The organism is Massilia sp. BAP21, from assembly GCF_057801335.1.
On sequence record NZ_CM173596.1, the window covers coordinates 3139167 to 3154721 of the forward strand.

General features: G+C 61.4%; 18 protein-coding genes. 10 read left to right on the forward strand and 8 right to left on the reverse strand.

Translation table 11 applies throughout. From position 1 onward, the window contains the following. Window positions 1-52: 52 nt before the first annotated feature. From tfpB to ACWYRN_RS13785, 3 genes are all read right to left on the reverse strand, one after another. Entirely contained in the window at window positions 53-1876 is a 1824-nt protein-coding gene (tfpB, locus tag ACWYRN_RS13775) for a type IV pilus assembly ATPase TfpB (protein WP_488688107.1), read from the reverse strand. 22 nt (window positions 1877-1898) lie between these two features. After that, window positions 1899-2693 carry a spermine/spermidine synthase domain-containing protein gene (locus tag ACWYRN_RS13780; protein WP_488688109.1) on the reverse strand — a complete coding sequence of 265 codons (795 nt, stop codon included), beginning with the start codon at window positions 2691-2693 and terminating at the stop codon, window positions 1899-1901. Window positions 2694-2826: 133 nt separating this feature from the next. Beyond that, on the reverse strand, window positions 2827-3342 hold the full coding sequence (locus ACWYRN_RS13785; protein ID WP_488688110.1) for a glycine zipper 2TM domain-containing protein: 516 nt from the start codon (window positions 3340-3342) through the stop codon (window positions 2827-2829). 378 nt (window positions 3343-3720) lie between these two features. Between ACWYRN_RS13785 and ACWYRN_RS13790 the strand changes: the two genes are divergently transcribed. The 6 genes from ACWYRN_RS13790 (at window position 3721) to pepA (ending at window position 9978) form a co-directional block, all read left to right on the forward strand. Next, window positions 3721-4161: a barstar family protein gene (locus tag ACWYRN_RS13790; protein WP_488688111.1), complete on the forward strand. Its 441-nt coding sequence runs from the start codon at window positions 3721-3723 to the stop codon at window positions 4159-4161. Window positions 4162-4233: 72 nt separating this feature from the next. After that, entirely contained in the window at window positions 4234-4845 is a 612-nt protein-coding gene (purN, locus tag ACWYRN_RS13795; protein ID WP_488688113.1) for a phosphoribosylglycinamide formyltransferase, read from the forward strand. A gap of 30 nt (window positions 4846-4875) precedes the next feature. Further along, window positions 4876-6180 carry an RsmB/NOP family class I SAM-dependent RNA methyltransferase gene (locus tag ACWYRN_RS13800; protein WP_488688114.1) on the forward strand — a complete coding sequence of 435 codons (1305 nt, stop codon included), beginning with the start codon at window positions 4876-4878 and terminating at the stop codon, window positions 6178-6180. Window positions 6181-6197: 17 nt separating this feature from the next. After that, window positions 6198-7478, forward strand: coding sequence for a mechanosensitive ion channel family protein (locus ACWYRN_RS13805; protein ID WP_488692817.1), 1281 nt, complete (start codon window positions 6198-6200; stop codon window positions 7476-7478). Window positions 7479-7705: 227 nt separating this feature from the next. Next, window positions 7706-8875, forward strand: a complete 1170-nt coding sequence (locus ACWYRN_RS13810; protein ID WP_488692818.1) for a DesA family fatty acid desaturase — start codon at window positions 7706-7708, stop codon at window positions 8873-8875. 233 nt (window positions 8876-9108) lie between these two features. Then, window positions 9109-9978: a flocculation-associated PEP-CTERM protein PepA gene (gene pepA / locus ACWYRN_RS13815; RefSeq protein WP_488688116.1), complete on the forward strand. Its 870-nt coding sequence runs from the start codon at window positions 9109-9111 to the stop codon at window positions 9976-9978. Window positions 9979-10119: 141 nt separating this feature from the next. On the opposite strand, the gene rpmG is transcribed toward pepA, so the two are convergent. Beyond that, a complete protein-coding gene (gene rpmG / locus ACWYRN_RS13820) occupies window positions 10120-10290 on the reverse strand; it encodes a 50S ribosomal protein L33 (protein WP_182991897.1) in 171 nt (56 codons plus the stop codon). Window positions 10291-10301: 11 nt separating this feature from the next. Further along, entirely contained in the window at window positions 10302-10538 is a 237-nt protein-coding gene (gene rpmB / locus ACWYRN_RS13825; protein WP_005665737.1) for a 50S ribosomal protein L28, read from the reverse strand. A gap of 291 nt (window positions 10539-10829) precedes the next feature. On the opposite strand from rpmB, the gene ACWYRN_RS13830 reads away from it, so the two are divergent. Beyond that, window positions 10830-11273: a hypothetical protein gene (locus ACWYRN_RS13830; RefSeq protein ID WP_488688117.1), complete on the forward strand. Its 444-nt coding sequence runs from the start codon at window positions 10830-10832 to the stop codon at window positions 11271-11273. 35 nt (window positions 11274-11308) lie between these two features. Here ACWYRN_RS13830 and radC read toward each other — a convergent pair whose 3' ends face one another. From radC to ACWYRN_RS13845, 3 genes are all read right to left on the reverse strand, one after another. Further along, window positions 11309-11980: a RadC family protein gene (gene radC, locus ACWYRN_RS13835; RefSeq protein ID WP_488688119.1), complete on the reverse strand. Its 672-nt coding sequence runs from the start codon at window positions 11978-11980 to the stop codon at window positions 11309-11311. Between the two features lie 147 nt (window positions 11981-12127). After that, complete coding sequence (locus tag ACWYRN_RS13840; RefSeq protein ID WP_488688120.1) at window positions 12128-12595, reverse strand: RDD family protein; 468 nt, start codon at window positions 12593-12595, stop codon at window positions 12128-12130. Between the two features lie 105 nt (window positions 12596-12700). Further along, complete coding sequence (locus ACWYRN_RS13845) at window positions 12701-12853, reverse strand: hypothetical protein (RefSeq protein WP_488688122.1); 153 nt, start codon at window positions 12851-12853, stop codon at window positions 12701-12703. Window positions 12854-12966: 113 nt separating this feature from the next. Between ACWYRN_RS13845 and ACWYRN_RS13850 the strand changes: the two genes are divergently transcribed. From ACWYRN_RS13850 to ACWYRN_RS13860, 3 genes are all read left to right on the forward strand, one after another. Continuing rightward, the gene (locus ACWYRN_RS13850) at window positions 12967-13422 is read left to right on the forward strand and encodes an FKBP-type peptidyl-prolyl cis-trans isomerase (protein WP_229438272.1); all 456 of its coding nucleotides are present in this window, start codon (window positions 12967-12969) and stop codon (window positions 13420-13422) included. A gap of 11 nt (window positions 13423-13433) precedes the next feature. After that, window positions 13434-14381, forward strand: coding sequence for a 4-hydroxy-3-methylbut-2-enyl diphosphate reductase (gene ispH / locus ACWYRN_RS13855; RefSeq protein ID WP_488688123.1), 948 nt, complete (start codon window positions 13434-13436; stop codon window positions 14379-14381). Between the two features lie 238 nt (window positions 14382-14619). After that, on the forward strand, window positions 14620-15555 hold the full coding sequence (locus tag ACWYRN_RS13860) for a branched-chain amino acid ABC transporter permease (RefSeq protein WP_488688124.1): 936 nt from the start codon (window positions 14620-14622) through the stop codon (window positions 15553-15555).

Below are 15555 nucleotides of genomic sequence, written 5' to 3' on the forward strand. Positions count from 1 at the left end.
AAGAGGCAGTATTATAGCCGGCGATTTTGATTTGCGCCAGAGGTAACTTGCATCACCCGCCAGACAGAGCCGAGGTCACCTTCAGCACTTCCTCCGCCGTGGTCACACCCTCCATGATCTTCATCGCCCCGGCAATGCGCAGCGGCTTCATGCCGTCGAGCACACTCTGCTGGCGCAAGGCCGCCAGATCCGCCGACGCGCCGATCAGCTGCGTGAATTCTTCCGACACCGTCAGCAACTCATACAAGCCGGTCCGTCCGCGATAGCCGGTCTGCCGGCATTCCGGACATCCTATAGGCCGATAGACCGTCTCCGGCTTCGGCAAGTTCCACGTGCCGCCGATACTTTGCCAGACGTCGTCGCTCAATTCGCCATCCGGCGCCTTGCACTCCGAGCACAGCGTACGCACCAGGCGCTGTGCCATCACCCCGATCATGGTCGCTTCCAGCAAGTAATCCGGCACGCCCAGTTCCAGCAAGCGCATGATGGCGGACGGTGCATCGTTGGTGTGCAGGGTCGACAGCACCAGGTGTCCGGTCAGCGCGGCCTGGATCGCCATCTCGGCCGTGGCCAGGTCGCGGATCTCGCCGACCATGATGATGTCCGGGTCTTGCCGCATCAGCGCACGCACGCCATCGGCAAACGACAAATCGATACCGGGCTGCACCTGCATCTGGTTGAACGAAGCCTCGACCATTTCGATCGGGTCTTCCACGGTGCACACGTTGACCTCGTTGGTCGCCAGCGCCTTCAAGGTCGTGTACAGCGTCGTGGTCTTGCCCGAACCGGTCGGGCCGGTCACGAGAATGATGCCGTGCGGCCGATTCGTCAGCGCATCCCACCGCTGGGCATCGACAGGTGGGAAGCCGAGTTCAGGCAAGGTCTTGACCACCACTTCCGGATCGAAAATGCGCATGACCAGCTTTTCGCCAAACGCGGTCGGCATGGTCGACAAACGCAACTCGACTTCCTGGCCGCTATGCGTGCGGGTCTTGATGCGGCCATCCTGCGGACGGCGCTTTTCGATCACGTCCATGCGGCCCAGCAGTTTGATGCGCGCAGTCATCGCCAGCATGACGGCGGCCGGCACCTGGTATACCTGGTGCAGCACGCCGTCGATGCGGAAACGAACCGCGGCGAATTCGCGTTTCGGCTCCAGGTGAATATCGGATGCGCGCTGCTCGAAGGCATAGCCCCACAGCCAGTCGACGATGTTGACGATGTGCTGGTCGTTGGCGTCGAACTGTTTGTTCGCCTTGCCCATCTCGACCAGTTGCTCGAAGTTGTTGCGCAGCGCGACATCCTGCGCATTTGTCTTGCTGGCGTCGCGGATCGATTTGGCCAGGCTGAAGAACTGGGAAATGTATTGGGCAATATCCAGGGGATTGGCCAGCACCAGTTCGATGCGCCGGCGCGAAATCCTGGCGATCTCGTTTTCCCATTCGATGGCGAAGGGATCGGCCGTGGCCACCGTCAGCGTCGTGGCGCTCATGTCGACCGGCAGGATATTAAACCGCGCCGCATAGCTGGCCGACATCACGTCCGCCACGCGGGTGAAATCGATTTTTAATGGGTCGATGCGAATGAAGGGCAGGCCGACCTTGGCCGCGCACCATTCGGTGAGAATGTCGAGCGTCAGCAGGCGGTGCGGCGGCTGGTTCGACAGCAGCTTGCATTGCGCGACGGCGGTGAGCGGATGCATCGAGCCGGCTGCGTTTTTCAGAATGCCCTGGGCCTGGGCGAAATGGGCCTTGACCTTGTCTTTTTCGACGATGCCGTCAGCCAGCAACCAGGAAAAGATCGCCTGCAGGTCCAGGCGCCGCGGCCGCTGGGACGGGCGGGGGAGGGAAGCGGTTTGCGGTGCGTTGGCGTTCATCGATCCCTCTGTTCAATGCGTGTTAGCGCGATGCCTCGATGCCTGCTTGAAGTCCTTTGACCCAGGATTTGGCCGGCAATTTGGTGGCGGCCACGATCTGCGCCGCGCGTGCGGCCAATGCCGCGCTGTCGAGTTGCGGCGCGTTCTTGAAGCATAGCGCCACCACGTTGCCGTCGTGGACTTCGGGCAGGCAAATCACCTTGTCGAAAGCGAATTTCATCGCCTTCAGGTTCTTGTTGTAGCTCGGATGGTCGCCGAACAGGTTCACCGTCATGATGCCGCCCGGCGCCAGGCAATCGCTGCAGGCGCGGTAGAACTCGGGCGTGTCGAGTACCGGACCCTTGGCGGTGGCATCATATAAATCGCATTGCAGCACGTCGAAGGCGCCGTGGTTTTCCGGGTCCTCGACGAAATCCAGCGCATCCATTTCCAGCACATTGAAGCGCTCGTCTTCAAGCGGCAGTTTGAACATGGTGTTACAAATGGCGATCACCGAAGGATTGAGTTCGACGGCGGTTACCAATGCGTCCGGAAACTGGCGGTAGCAGAATTTGGTCAGCGTGGCGGCGCCCAGGCCCAGTTGGGCGATACGGCGCGGCGATTCGATGAACAGCATCCAGGCCATCATCTGCTGCGCGTATTCGAGTTCCGGCCAATCCGGTTTGCGGATGCGCATGGCGCCCTGCACCCATTCGGTGCCGAAGTGGAGATAGCGTACGCCGTCCTGTTCGGACAATGTCACGGGCGCGAATTTCGGTTTGCGTGCGGGCCGGCGCGAGGATTCGGCGAGTTCGATGGATTTACGTTTGATGAGCATAGGGCGACCTGTTGAATCGGCCTATTATCGGGGGAGGGGTTCCCGCTGCGCAAGCGCAACGGGATTGGAAGGCGGCGCGGAGAAGGAGGGGGCGTTCTCCGAGCCGATACAACTAAGCTACAACGATGACTGATTAATACTGCTGGTCCGGCTCGACCGACACGCGCAGGCGGATGCGGTTGCCCGGGTCACGGCTCATGAAGGCGGTGTGGTTCTGGCCGCGGTATTCGTACGTCACGTCATAGCCGGTGGTGCGCGATTCGAAGGAATCGACGGTGCGGCACTGGCGCACGGCCTGTTCTTGCACGCCCTGGTCGTAGTTGCGGCCGTTGTTTTCGACACGGTCGCCAACCACGGCGCCGGCGATCGCACCGGCGGCGGCGGCGGCGACTTTACCGCTTCCGCTGCCGACCTGGCTGCCCAGCAGGGCGCCGGCAATGCCGCCGACCACCGAGCCGCCGGCGCCGCGCTGCTGCTGGACCGGTACCTGCACGTATTCGGTGCGGCATTCCTGACGCGGCTGGCGGATTTGTTCGACGCGCGGCTGTACCCGCACCACGCGGCCGAAATCCTCGAAGTCGGCAGCCTGGGCGAGCGGCAGCGCGCACAGACCCAGGGCGGAAATCATCAGTTTGCTTGTCATGTTCATGCTGAACCTCGTTCATCCGGTGCTGTTGGTAAGGGCGGATTTTTTCATCCACGGATGTATGTTAATCCTGCTGGCCGCGTAAAACCAATCTACGTAGCAACAAAATGTAACAGCGAACGGCAGAGCAGCCCTACCGCGCCAGAATGACAAAACGCGTCAAATCGTGCGGATTCGGACTGAAATGCGCCAGATTTTTTCAATTTTGGGCCGCAAAGTCACATTCGGGTTGCTTCGGTAACTACAAAACGTTACCCTTACACAAATTAGGGTTTATTGGCGCGTGGAAACGATTTAGGAGAGCAGCGTTGCCGCCCGGGCGTGCATGGTGAGCAGTCCCCGGCGATTCGAACCACTACACCAGGTCGACTTGAGGGAAAAATGAGTTTGTTGATGAGAGTGCCGTCCAATCTTGTGCAGTCCATTCGGGCCTATCGGGTGCCGGAACTGCAGGAAGAGGCGGCGCGCATGGGCCACCATTTCCTGTATGCGCACTGCGCCAACACGTTGACCAAGCAGCAAGTGTGCGCCCGCATCGGCGAACAATTTTACTTTCCTAAACCCTCCAGCAAGAATTTCGACGCCCTGCGTACCACGCTGACTGAAACGATCCACGGCGCCGGTCCCCAACCGGGCTTCCTCGTCGTACTGGAGCAATTGCCCAATACGCAAAAGTTCGACAAGGAAGCACGCGAAACCCTGCTCGACGTGTTCCGCGACACGGCCGAATTCTGGGCCGAGAAACGTGTTCCCTTCCGCGTTTTCTATTCCTTCGAGATCGACGCGGCCGGCCTGGAATCCGGCCCTTCATCCAGTCTGTAATCGGCCGGTCGAGGCCGATTCCTGCTTTTCCATACCACAGTTGCGCCACGCGCATACGGTACAATGCGCGCTATGAAAAACATCGTCATCCTCATCTCCGGCCGCGGCAGCAACATGGAAGCGGTCGTGCGGGCGGCCCGGTCGGAAGGCTGGCCGGCGCGGGTGGCGGCAGTGATCAGCAACCGGGCCGACGCAGGCGGCCTCGCGTTTGCCGCGGCGCACGGTATCCCGACCGCCGTGGTGCCAAGCATGAACTACCCGGACCGCGCCAGTTTCGACGCCGCCCTGCAGCACGAAATCGACCGCTTTGCCCCTGACCTGGTGGTTCTGGCCGGCTTCATGCGCATCCTGACGGCGCCCTTCGTGGCCCATTACGAAGGACGCATGCTGAACATCCATCCTTCGCTGCTGCCGGCCTATCCCGGGCTGGACACGCACCGCAAGGCACTGGAAGCCGGCGAGCGCGAGCATGGCGCGACGGTGCATTTCGTCACCGCCGAGCTGGACCACGGCCCGATGGTGGCCCAGGCGCGCGTGCCCGTGCTGCCTGGCGACACCGAAGACAGCCTGGCAGCGCGCGTGCTGGCCGAAGAACACAAGCTGTATCCCTACGCCGTTCGCCTGTTCATCGAGGACAGGCTGAGCATCGAACAAGGCGGCGTGCGCATCGCGCAGCCCGCCTGATTTTTATACGTATCTGATTCAAGGAATTCCATGAGATTGCCACCAGCAATTCTCGGCAACACCGAAGAGGTGCTGCGCGAGATCTTGCGCTTTACGGCCCCGGCCGACGTTACCCTGTCGCGCTACTTCAAGGACCACCAGCGTCTCGGCCCGCGCGAACGCGGCGTGGTTGCCGAAGCGGTGTACGCCGTGCTGCGCAACAAGACCTTCTTTACCGATTTCGGCGGCACCGGCGGCACGCCGTCGATGCGCCGCCTGGCCCTGCTGGGCCTGTCGGAAACCGTCGGCATCGACGCCCTCGGCGGCTTGAGCGAAGACGAAACCGCCTTCCTGAACCGCATCAAGGAAATCGACCGCAATTTGCTGCCGCCACTGGCGCGCGCCAACATGCCGCAGTGGCTGTACGACAAGCTCGTCGCCCAGTTCGGCGAAGGCGAAGCCCAGGAGCTGGCCGCCGTGCTGAATACCCCGGCGCCGCTCGACCTGCGCGTGAATGCCATCAAGGCGAACCGCGACGAAGTCATCGCCAAGCTGGCCGAAGCGCCGATCGTGGCCGAGCCGACCCCGTATTCGCCGCTTGGCCTGCGCGTCAAGAAAAAGCCGAACCTGCAAGGCCTGCCGCTGTTCAAGGAAGGCGCGATCGAGGTGCAGGACGAGGGCAGCCAGGTGCTGGCCCAGATCCTGGCCGCGCGCCGCGGCGAAATGGTGGTCGATTTCTGCGCCGGCGCCGGCGGCAAGACCCTGGCCCTGGGCGCGACCATGCGCAACACCGGCCGCCTGTACGCCTTCGACGTGTCGGAAAAGCGCCTGTCGAAGCTGAAGCCGCGCCTGGCGCGCAGCGGCCTGTCGAACGTGCACCCGGTGCTGATCGCGCACGAGCGCGACGCCAAGATCAAGCGCCTGGCCGGCAAGATCGACCGCGTGCTGGTCGACGCGCCATGCTCGGGCCTGGGCACCCTGCGCCGTAACCCGGACGTGAAATGGCGCCAGCCGGAAGGCGCCGTGGCCGAGATGCAAGAGAAACAAGCGTCGATCCTCGACGGCGCTGCGCGCCTGCTGAAGGGCGGCGGCCGCCTGGTGTACGCCACCTGCTCGCTGCTGAACGAAGAGAACGACGTCATCGTCGAGCAGTTCCTGGCGTCGCACCCGGACTTCGAGCTGGTGCCGATGAACAAGGTGCTGGCCGAGCAAAAGATCGACCTGGAAATGGGCGATTACCTGAAGCTCTTGCCGCACAAGCACCAGACCGACGGCTTTTTCGCCGCCGTGCTGGAGCGCAAGCCGATGGCCGCCAAGGCGCCGAAGGCGGCCGCGCCTGAAGCCGACGCGGAGTAAATCACAACGTGCAAACGATGCCGCTGACCGACCTGCTGCAGGACCTGCTCGAGGACATCAGTAACCCGCGCATCCTGTGGCAGGCGCTGGCGATCGTGGCTGCGGTGCTGGTCGGCCTGCTGCTGGCGCGCCTGATCCGGCGCAGCTGGCTGCACGAGGACGACAACGCCGGGGCGATTCGCCGCCTCGGTGTCGAAAGTTTCGGCCGCGTGCTGGCGCCGCTCCTGATCACGGCGGGGGTGTGGCTTGCAAAGCTCATCCTGGCCCGCTACCAGAACGTGCACCTGCTGGCCGTGGCCTTGCCGCTGTTCGCGTCGATGGCCCTGATCCGCATGGTGTTCTACCTGCTGCGGCGGGTGTTCGCGCGGCGTGGCCCGCTCGGCACCGCGCTGCAGACCTTCGAGAAGGTGCTGGCGCTGGTGGTCTGGGTTGGTGTTGCGCTGTATCTCACCGGCCAGTGGCCGGACATCTTGCATTTCCTCGAGAATCGCCAAATCCCACTCGGCAAGAACTCCGCTTCGCTGCTGGCGATCCTGCAAGCAGTGGTCTCCGTCGTCGTCCTAATGATGCTGGCCCTGTGGGCCGGCGCCGCGCTGGAAGAGCGCCTGATGCGCCTCGAGGGCATGCACACCTCGCTGCGCGTGGTGCTGGCGCGCATGGGGCGGGCGATCTTGATCCTGGTGTCGGTGCTGGTCAGCCTGGGCCTGGTCGGGCTCGACCTGACGGTCTTGTCGGTGTTCGGCGGCGCGCTCGGTGTCGGCCTCGGTCTCGGCATGCAGCGTATTGCCAGTAACTATGTGTCTGGCTTCATCATCCTGTTCGAGCGCAGCCTGTCGATCGGCGATCCGATTGCCGTCGACAAGTATTCCGGCCGCGTGGCGCGCATCAATACCCGCTACACCGTGCTGCAGGCGCTCGACGGTACGCAGACCTTGCTGCCGAACGAAATGCTGATCACCGGTGTCGTAACGAACCAGTCGGGCACGAACCGAGCGGTGCGCCTGAACACGAAGATCACGGTCGCCTACGACAGCGACCTGAACGCGGTGATGACGCTGCTGGCGCGCCAGGCCGACGAGGTCGAGCGCGTGGTGGCCGAGCCGGCGCCTTCAGTGCAACTGAACGCTTTCGGGCCGCATGGCTACGAGCTTGAACTCGGCTTCTCGATCGTCGATCCGGAGAAGGGCAGCGGGGGTGTGATCTCGGCCGTGAACCGGAACATCTATGCGCTGGTGCATGCCGGCGCCATCCGTCTCGGCCTGCCACCGCAGAATCCGCCTCCAGCGCAACAGACCTAATGCATATTCACTAACAGGATGGCGCACGTTAGGTAAAGAAGCGCATTTATATGCGTTGTTCGTGCCGTGCGTCATGAGAAAGTGCGTAGAATGCGGGGTTGTTTGGCCGGCGCGTGCGCGCTGCCTCGCGCGACTGCCTCACAGAAAGATCGGCGCGCAGTACAGTCTGACCTTAACTTGGAGCAGTAATGACCTTTAGCAATATCCTGCATTCTGTGCTGGAATTCATGACCACCGGCCTCGTCGGCCTGAGTCCCTGGGAAGTCGTGATCTACACGCTGGTGGTGACGCACATCACCATCGCCGGCGTCACCATCTACCTGCACCGTCACCAGGCGCACCGCGCCCTGGAATTGCATGCGATCCCGAGCCACTTCTTCCGCTTCTGGCTGTGGATGACCACGGGCCAGGTGACCAAGGAATGGGCCGCCATCCACCGCAAGCACCACGCCAAGTGCGATACCGAGGAAGATCCGCACAGCCCGCAAACCCGCGGCATCAAGAAAGTGCTGCTGGAAGGCGCGGAGCTGTATCGCGCCGAGAGCAAGAACAAGGAAACGCTGGAAAAATACGGTCACGGCACGCCGGACGACTGGATCGAGCGCAATCTCTACACCCGGTATAGCTGGGCCGGCGTCTCGGCGCTACTGGTCATTAATTTCGTGCTCTTCGGCGTGATCGGCATCACCATCTGGGCCATCCAGATGCTGTGGATTCCGATTACCGCGGCCGGCATCATCAATGGCCTGGGCCACTGGTGGGGCTACCGCAACTACGATTGCAACGATGCGGCCACCAACATCTTCCCGTGGGGCATCCTGATCGGTGGCGAAGAGCTGCACAACAACCACCATACCTATGCCACCTCGGCCAAGCTGTCGAGCAAGTGGTATGAAATCGACCTCGGCTGGGCCTACATCCGCGCTATGGAAATGGTTGGGTTGGCAAAGGTGAAGAAAGTCGCACCGAAGCCGAAGCTGGCCAAGGACAAGGTTGTTGCCGACCTGGAAACCCTGCAGTCGGTGATCACCAACCGCTACGATGTGATGGCCAAGTACGCCAAGTCGGTCAAGCACGCCTTCCACGAGGAATTCGAGCACCTGAAGCACAAGGCCGAGCTGGAAGCGCGCTTCCTGAAATCGTCGCGCAAGCTGCTGCAGCGCGAGCCGGGCAAGCTGGAACTGTCGCAAAAAGCCCAGCTGATCGAGCTGTTCAAGCACAGCAAGGCGCTGGAGACCATGCACCAGATGCGTGTGGAACTCGGCGCCATCTGGGAGCGTTCGCATTCGACCCGCGACCAGCTGCTGCAGCAACTGCAAGACTGGTGCACGCGTGCCGAAGCCTCGGGCATCAAGTCGCTGCAGGAGTTCTCGATGCGCCTGCGTAGCTACGCATAAACGCCTTTCTGCGTTATCGACAACGGCTCCTGCGGGAGCCGTTGTTATTTATTTTGTAGCCACGGTGCGTATGCAATCTGCGTGCATACTGTCGAGTTTCTTTACAACCGCTGTGATTGGGACAGACAGGATTCCTACAAGTAATTGATTCCAATCGTAAATATATTTATGGCACAGGACTTGCTTCTCATTTCGTATTCGCAAAACCGATTTCCATCGATAAAGAGCTAATTATGAAATTTCTGAACAAGCTAGCCTGCACCGCTGCCTTGGCCCTGTCATTTGCCAATGCCAATGCTGCCGTCAATAGCGCAGTCATGAACGACTGGGTCTTCAATCCGAATGGCGGCGGTTTTGCCAGTGGCCACAAGATCAACGAATACCTGGATGTGAACGGCAATGCCTTCATCCAGCTGACTCCGAACGGCACGGGTTCCTTCACGTTCGTCGAGCACGCTGTTTTCAACATCACGCAAGCCGACAGCAAAGCCGCGCTGTTCCCGGTGAAGTATGCAGGCGGCAATATCAGCGCCGTCTTCCAGGCCTCCGGTACCGGCACCTTCAATGGCGCCTTTGCGTTTACCGGCGGTACCATCACGATGTACCAGAACCCGGTCGACGGGGAATATGGCTCGACCGCGGGCGTCTATGGGGCCAACCTGGGCACCGAAATCGCCAAGTTCAATGTGCTGGCCGGCGGTGGCGGCCTGGTGGATGCAAGCGGCCGGCCAACCGGGAATGGCCAGGTCAGTGTGCTGGCGTCGGCCGACGTCGGTGCCATCAAGGCCGGGTATTTCTTCGACGGCAAAGGCAAAGACCTGTCGACCGAGTCCATCCTGTCGTTCGCTTTCACCAATGCCAACAATGTGGCCAGGCCGGACGCGGTCCTGGTGAGCGAACTGGTCTGCGAATTCTCCGGCTTCAAGGGCAAGGGCTGTACCAAGGGTACCTACGCCAACAAGCCAGGCGAATACTTCCTGTTCTCGAACAATGGCCAGTTCAAGCTGGCGACCGAAGTACCGGAGCCGGGTTCGCTGGCCCTGTTCGGCATTGCCATGCTGGGCGCCGGCGTCGTGGCCCGCAAGCGCGCCAACAAGGCATAAGCGCTCTACAAGCGTTCAGGAAGAAGAGCGGGCTTGCCCGCTCTTTTTTTCGCCCGTAGCCTTACCCGCAGCGGGCGCAACGGGCAACAAAAAAGCCGCACACTTGCGTGGGCGGCTTTTCTTGTACTGAACCAGGATCGATTACTTGATCTTGGTTTCCTTGTACGGAACGTGCTTGCGTGCTTTCGGGTCGAACTTGATGATTTCCATCTTCGCCGGCATCGTGCGCTTGTTCTTGGTGGTGGTGTAGAAGTGACCAGTACCTGCGGTCGATTCCAGCTTGATTTTGTCGCGGCCAGTTTTTGCCATGATAGCTCCCCTAATTAGACTTTTTCGCCACGAGCGCGCATGTCGGCCAGAACGGCGTCGATGCCCAGCTTGTCGATAACGCGCAGGCCGGCGTTCGACAAACGCAGCGAGACCCAACGGTTTTCGGATTCGACGTAGATGCGACGGTTCTGCAGGTTAGGCAGGAAACGGCGTTTCGTTTTGTTGTTTGCGTGGGAGACGTTGTTGCCAACCATAACTCCCTTGCCAGTAACTTGGCAGACACGTGCCATAGCGCACTCCTTAAGAATAAACTTCCGAATTCGGAAAAACGAGAGTATAGCGTGAAAACCATCGCGGAATCAATCACTTGCGAAAAACAATGGTGTCTTGATTGCTCCATCAGATTTAACAATTGTAAAAACAGGGCTAGCGCCTTGTTTTCATGCGGTTAACTGAACAGTGAGGCCGTAGCTACCAACGATGCTCGCTGTCGATTGCCAACAACATGGCTTGTGTTTCCAAAACGCAAAATGTTAAAGTAATGCCACTTTTAAATTCCTTTTTGATAAAGAAAGCGGCGTATGCGCATCCTTCCGAGTCTGTTCCTGGGTCTGGCATTTTTCACTTCCCAGGCCGCCATGGCCAATCCTGCCACCAACCAGCTCGGCGAATGCCTGAAGAGCAGTACCAACGGCAAGGATCGTACGGACTTGGCGCGCTGGATCTTTATCTCGATGTCGGCCCATCCGGAAATGAACAAGCTCACCACGGTCACCCCGGCCACCCGTAACGATGCCGACAGGGGCATGGCCCAATTGGTGACCCGCCTGCTGACCGAGAATTGCACCGAACAAACGCGCGCAGTCATGCAGGCCGAAGGCAGCCAGGGCATGCTCTCCGCTTTCCGTTCGCTGGGCGAAGTGGCGATGATGGAATTGATGTCGAATGCCGAGGTGTCCGCCACGATCAGCGGCTACACGAAGTTCCTCGACCAGGGCAAGTTCGAGGCGCTGCTGCGCAAGTAACGCGGATGTGAAGTGACGGCGGTAGTGCACAGCCGTCACAGCTGCCCGTGTTCGGCAAACGAATGTACCTGGGTCCCGGCCACCACGAAATGGTCGAGCACGCGCACATCGATCAGGGCCAGTGCCTGGACCAGGGCATGGGTCAGGCTGAGGTCGGCCTCGCTGGGCGCGCATTCGCCCGACGGGTGGTTGTGGGCCAGCATGACGCCGGCGGCATTCCGGCGCAGGGCCGCCTTGACCACTTCGCGCGGGTAGACGCTGGTATGCGTCAGCGTACCGCGAAACATTTCCTGTGCATCGATGAGGCGGTTCTTGACGTCGACGAACAGCACCACGAAGGATTCGTAGGCCTGCAGTCCGAACTTGCCGCGCAGGTAGTTCTTCACCACATCCGGCGAGCACAGGGCCTGGCGGAAGAGTTGCTCGGCAATCGCCCGGCGCGACAGTTCCATCACCGCCTGCAGCTGGGCATACTTGGCCATGCCCAGGCCATTCACCTCTGAAAACTCCTGCGGCGTGGCATGCAGCAGGCGCTGCAGCGAACCGAAGTGTTCGAGCATGTGCTGGCCGAGTTCCACGGCGTTGCACCCGCGTACACCCACGCGCAGGAAGATCGCCAGCAGTTCCGCATTCGACAGCGCTACCGCGCCTTCGCGCGCCAGCCGTTCGCGCGGCCGGTCCTGTTCCGGCCAGTCGTTGATACCCATGTTGCTCCTTGTACCATGAAGGAAGGGGAGGCGGCCGGCGCCCGCCGCGGCAGGGCGGGGGGCTGCACGACTCGCCGCCACGCATTATGGGCAGCGTGCAAAAGGCGGTGCTGATCTGACGCTGATGTCGGCGACGTGCGTCGCGATTCAGGGCTGGCGCGTGAACGACACGGGCTGCGTCGTTTGCTTGCGCCGGATCACGACCGTACCGGCCAGCTTGTCGTGCCATCCCTGTTTTTTCGGATCAATGGCCACCCACAGCAGGCCCAGGCCAAGCGGGATGGTCGAGACGTAATAGCCGAGATACCGTCCGATCGACTGGCCGGCCGTGGGCTTCGCGCCAGTCCTGGCATCCACCACCTGCGTGGAGAGCAGCATCTTGCCCGGGGTGGCGCCGCGCGCGATCCAGAAGGCGATGACCGCAATCGCAGGCAATACATAGGAAATGAGGAAGTCGGCCGGACCCTGGATAAAGCGTTCGCTCACCCAGTAATCGCGGCCATACACGGCCAGTAACAAGGGGATGGTGATGAACACGGCCAGGATGGAATCGATCACGGCCGCGGCAACGCGAATCCAGAATCCTGCATATTCATAGTGCGTTTCATCGACCATTACCCAGCTCCGGAAAGGCGGCCAGGCGGCCGCGCGGAGCAACGGTAGCATCAGGCATGGCAGGGCGCAATATGCGTACTGCGCCCTGTCGATGGAACGGTGTCCTCAGCCGGCGGGTTCGTTCAAGGGCTTCTCGAAACGCACCTGCTCCGACATCCCCGCTTTGCGCCGCACGACCACGGTATCGGCAAGCTTGCCGTGCCAGCTCTGCTTGCGGGCATCGAATACGACCCAGAGGTAGCCGAGAAAACAGGGCAAGGTACCTCGCGCGGCGCATTTGCTGCCGAAAAAAGCAGCGCCCGGCGGCGGGAAGGGCGGCAGTGCCTTACAATAGCGCCTTGTCCGTCATCGTGTCCGTCACTTCCAAGAACATGTCCAACGCTTCCCCGGCCGTCGTTACCGAATCGGCTTACCTGACCCTGCATTACCGTCTTTCCAGCGCCGATGGTACCGACATCGTCACCACCTTCGGCACCAATCCCGCGACCCTGATGCTGGGCCAGAACCAGCTGGCGCCTTTCCTCGAAGAACGCCTGCTCGGCATGGCGGAAGGCGAGCACAAGACCTTTACCCTGAGCGCCGCGGATGCCTTTGGCGAGCGCAACCCGGAGCTGATCCAGTGGGTGTCGAAAGCCACGCTAGACGAAAACTCGGTGCCGGACGCCGACTACAAGGCGGGCGACCTGGTCGACTTCGCCGCGCCCGGCGGCGGCCGCTTTGCCGGCATGCTGCGCGAAATGGGTGAGGATGCCGCGCTGTTCGACTTCAACCACCCGCTGGCCGGCCAGTCCCTGCAATTCGAAGTAAAACTGCTGTCGGTCCTGTAAAAGGAAAAGTTATGGAAAACGAGATTCTGCTTGCCCAGCCGCGCGGCTTTTGCGCCGGCGTCGACCGTGCCATCGAGATCGTCGAACGCGCCCTGTCGCAGTTCGGCGCGCCCATCTACGTGCGCCACGAAATCGTCCACAACGCCTATGTCGTGGCCGATCTGCGCAACAAGGGCGCCATCTTCATCGAAGAGCTCGACGATGTCCCGGCCGGCAACACCCTGGTGTTCTCGGCCCATGGCGTGTCGAAAGCGGTGCGTGCCGAAGCCGAGTCGCGCGGCCTGAAGATTTTCGATGCTACCTGTCCGCTGGTGACCAAGGTGCACGTGGAAGTGTCGAAGATGCGCAAGCAGGGCGCCGAGATCATCATGATCGGCCACGACGGCCACCCGGAAGTCGAGGGCACCATGGGCCAGGCCGAAGAGGGCATGCACCTGGTCGAAACCGTCGATGACGTGGAAAAGCTGCAGGTCGCCAATCCGGAAGCGCTGGCCTATGTCTCGCAGACCACGCTGTCGGTGGACGACACCCTGGAAATCATCGCCGCCCTGAAGCGCCGCTTCCCGAACATCATCGAGCCGAAGAAGGGCGACATCTGCTACGCCACCACCAACCGCCAAGAAGCCGTGAAGTTCATGGCACCGCAGGTGGAGGTCGTGGTCGTGGTCGGCAGCCCGAACAGCTCGAACTCGAACCGCCTGCGCGAAGTGGCCGAGAAGATGGGCACGCCGGCCTACATGGTCGACGACGCTACCAAGATCGAAGCGTCCTGGATCGAAGGCAAGAAGCGCATCGGCGTCACGGCCGGCGCCTCGGCGCCCGAGGTGCTGGTGCAGGCCGTCATCGACCGCCTGAAGGCCCTTGGTGCGGCCAGCGTACGCGCGCTCGAGGGCGTGGAAGAGAACGTGACCTTCCCGCTGCCGAAGGGCCTGGACGGCGTGCGCGCCGAGGTAGCGTAAATTCCTGCGATAGCACCGATGGCTGCGACGATTTCCGTTGTTCGTTTTTCAAAAAGCTGGCTATGATGGCGACGCTCGGAATTTTTGTCGTGGCAACTGTTTGACCTTGCTGGCATTAACCCTGCTGGCATAAAGATTGCACCGTCTTTGCCAGGTAAAACGACGTCAAGCCAAAGAGCGGCACTTCGGGATTCCCGACGTGCCGTTTTTGTTATCAAAAGAAAGAGACAGCGAAACGATGGAGACTTTTGTCCAGCAGATACTCAACGGGCTGGTGCTAGGCAGCATGTATGCACTGGTCGCGCTTGGGTACACGATGGTCTACGGGGTACTGAACCTGATTAACTTCGCCCATGGCGACGTGTTGATGATCGGCGCCATGGTCGGCCTCTCGATCCTGCATGCCCTGGAAAGTCATTTCCCCGGCTTGCCCGGCTACCTGCAGCTGGCCATTGCCATCCTCGGCGCCATTCCCGTGGCGATACTGGTCAACGTGCTGATCGAGCGCGTAGCTTACCGCCGCCTGCGCAATGCGCCGCGCCTGGCGCCCTTGATCACCGCCATCGGCGTCTCGATCCTGCTCCAGACGTTTGTCATGGCCATGCCGTTCTGGGGCCGCAACCCGCTGCCTTTCCCGCAAGTGCTGTCCTCGGACCCGATCATGATTGGCGGCGCCATGATTTCGCAAACCCAGGTGCTGTTGCTGGCGCTGGCGGCCATTTCCATGGTTGCACTCGTGCTGCTGGTTGAACGCACCAAGATGGGGCGGGCGATGCGCGCGGTGGCGGAAAACCCTCGCGTCGCCAGCCTGATGGGCGTCGATTCGAACCGCGTGATCGTCGCCACCTTCGCCATCGGCGCCGCACTGGCGGCCGTGGCCGGCGTGATGTGGGGCGCGAACTACGCCACGATTTCCTTCACCATGGGCGTGCTGCCGGGCCTGAAGGCCTTCTGCGCCGCCGTGCTGGGCGGGATCGGCAATATCTACGGCGCCATGATCGGCGGTCTTCTGCTCGGCATCATCGAAGCGCTGGGCGCCGGCTACATCGGCGACCTCACCGGCGGCTTCCTCGGCAGCCATTACCAGGACATCTTCGCCTTCGTGGTGCTGATCCTGGTGCTCACCGTGCGTCCGTCCGGGATCATGGGCGAGCGCGTGGCCGACCGTGCGTGA

What these genes read in the sequence shown, in the direction of transcription:
- ACWYRN_RS13860 (WP_488688124.1), top strand. Translation starts at nt 14,620, where the DNA reads ATGGAGACTTTTGTCCAGCAGATACTCAACGGGCTGGTGCTAGGCAGC.
- ACWYRN_RS13840 (WP_488688120.1), bottom strand. Translation starts at nt 12,595, where the DNA reads ATGGTCGATGAAACGCACTATGAATATGCAGGATTCTGGATTCGCGTT.
- tfpB (WP_488688107.1), bottom strand. Translation starts at nt 1,876, where the DNA reads ATGAACGCCAACGCACCGCAAACCGCTTCCCTCCCCCGCCCGTCCCAG.
- ACWYRN_RS13785 (WP_488688110.1), bottom strand. Translation starts at nt 3,342, where the DNA reads ATGAACATGACAAGCAAACTGATGATTTCCGCCCTGGGTCTGTGCGCG.
- rpmB (WP_005665737.1), bottom strand. Translation starts at nt 10,538, where the DNA reads ATGGCACGTGTCTGCCAAGTTACTGGCAAGGGAGTTATGGTTGGCAAC.
- ACWYRN_RS13830 (WP_488688117.1), top strand. Translation starts at nt 10,830, where the DNA reads ATGCGCATCCTTCCGAGTCTGTTCCTGGGTCTGGCATTTTTCACTTCC.
- radC (WP_488688119.1), bottom strand. Translation starts at nt 11,980, where the DNA reads ATGGGTATCAACGACTGGCCGGAACAGGACCGGCCGCGCGAACGGCTG.
- ACWYRN_RS13800 (WP_488688114.1), top strand. Translation starts at nt 4,876, where the DNA reads ATGAGATTGCCACCAGCAATTCTCGGCAACACCGAAGAGGTGCTGCGC.
- ispH (WP_488688123.1), top strand. Translation starts at nt 13,434, where the DNA reads ATGGAAAACGAGATTCTGCTTGCCCAGCCGCGCGGCTTTTGCGCCGGC.
- ACWYRN_RS13850 (WP_229438272.1), top strand. Translation starts at nt 12,967, where the DNA reads ATGTCCAACGCTTCCCCGGCCGTCGTTACCGAATCGGCTTACCTGACC.
- ACWYRN_RS13790 (WP_488688111.1), top strand. Translation starts at nt 3,721, where the DNA reads ATGAGTTTGTTGATGAGAGTGCCGTCCAATCTTGTGCAGTCCATTCGG.
- ACWYRN_RS13780 (WP_488688109.1), bottom strand. Translation starts at nt 2,693, where the DNA reads ATGCTCATCAAACGTAAATCCATCGAACTCGCCGAATCCTCGCGCCGG.
- ACWYRN_RS13810 (WP_488692818.1), top strand. Translation starts at nt 7,706, where the DNA reads ATGACCACCGGCCTCGTCGGCCTGAGTCCCTGGGAAGTCGTGATCTAC.
- purN (WP_488688113.1), top strand. Translation starts at nt 4,234, where the DNA reads ATGAAAAACATCGTCATCCTCATCTCCGGCCGCGGCAGCAACATGGAA.
- pepA (WP_488688116.1), top strand. Translation starts at nt 9,109, where the DNA reads ATGAAATTTCTGAACAAGCTAGCCTGCACCGCTGCCTTGGCCCTGTCA.
- ACWYRN_RS13805 (WP_488692817.1), top strand. Translation starts at nt 6,198, where the DNA reads ATGCCGCTGACCGACCTGCTGCAGGACCTGCTCGAGGACATCAGTAAC.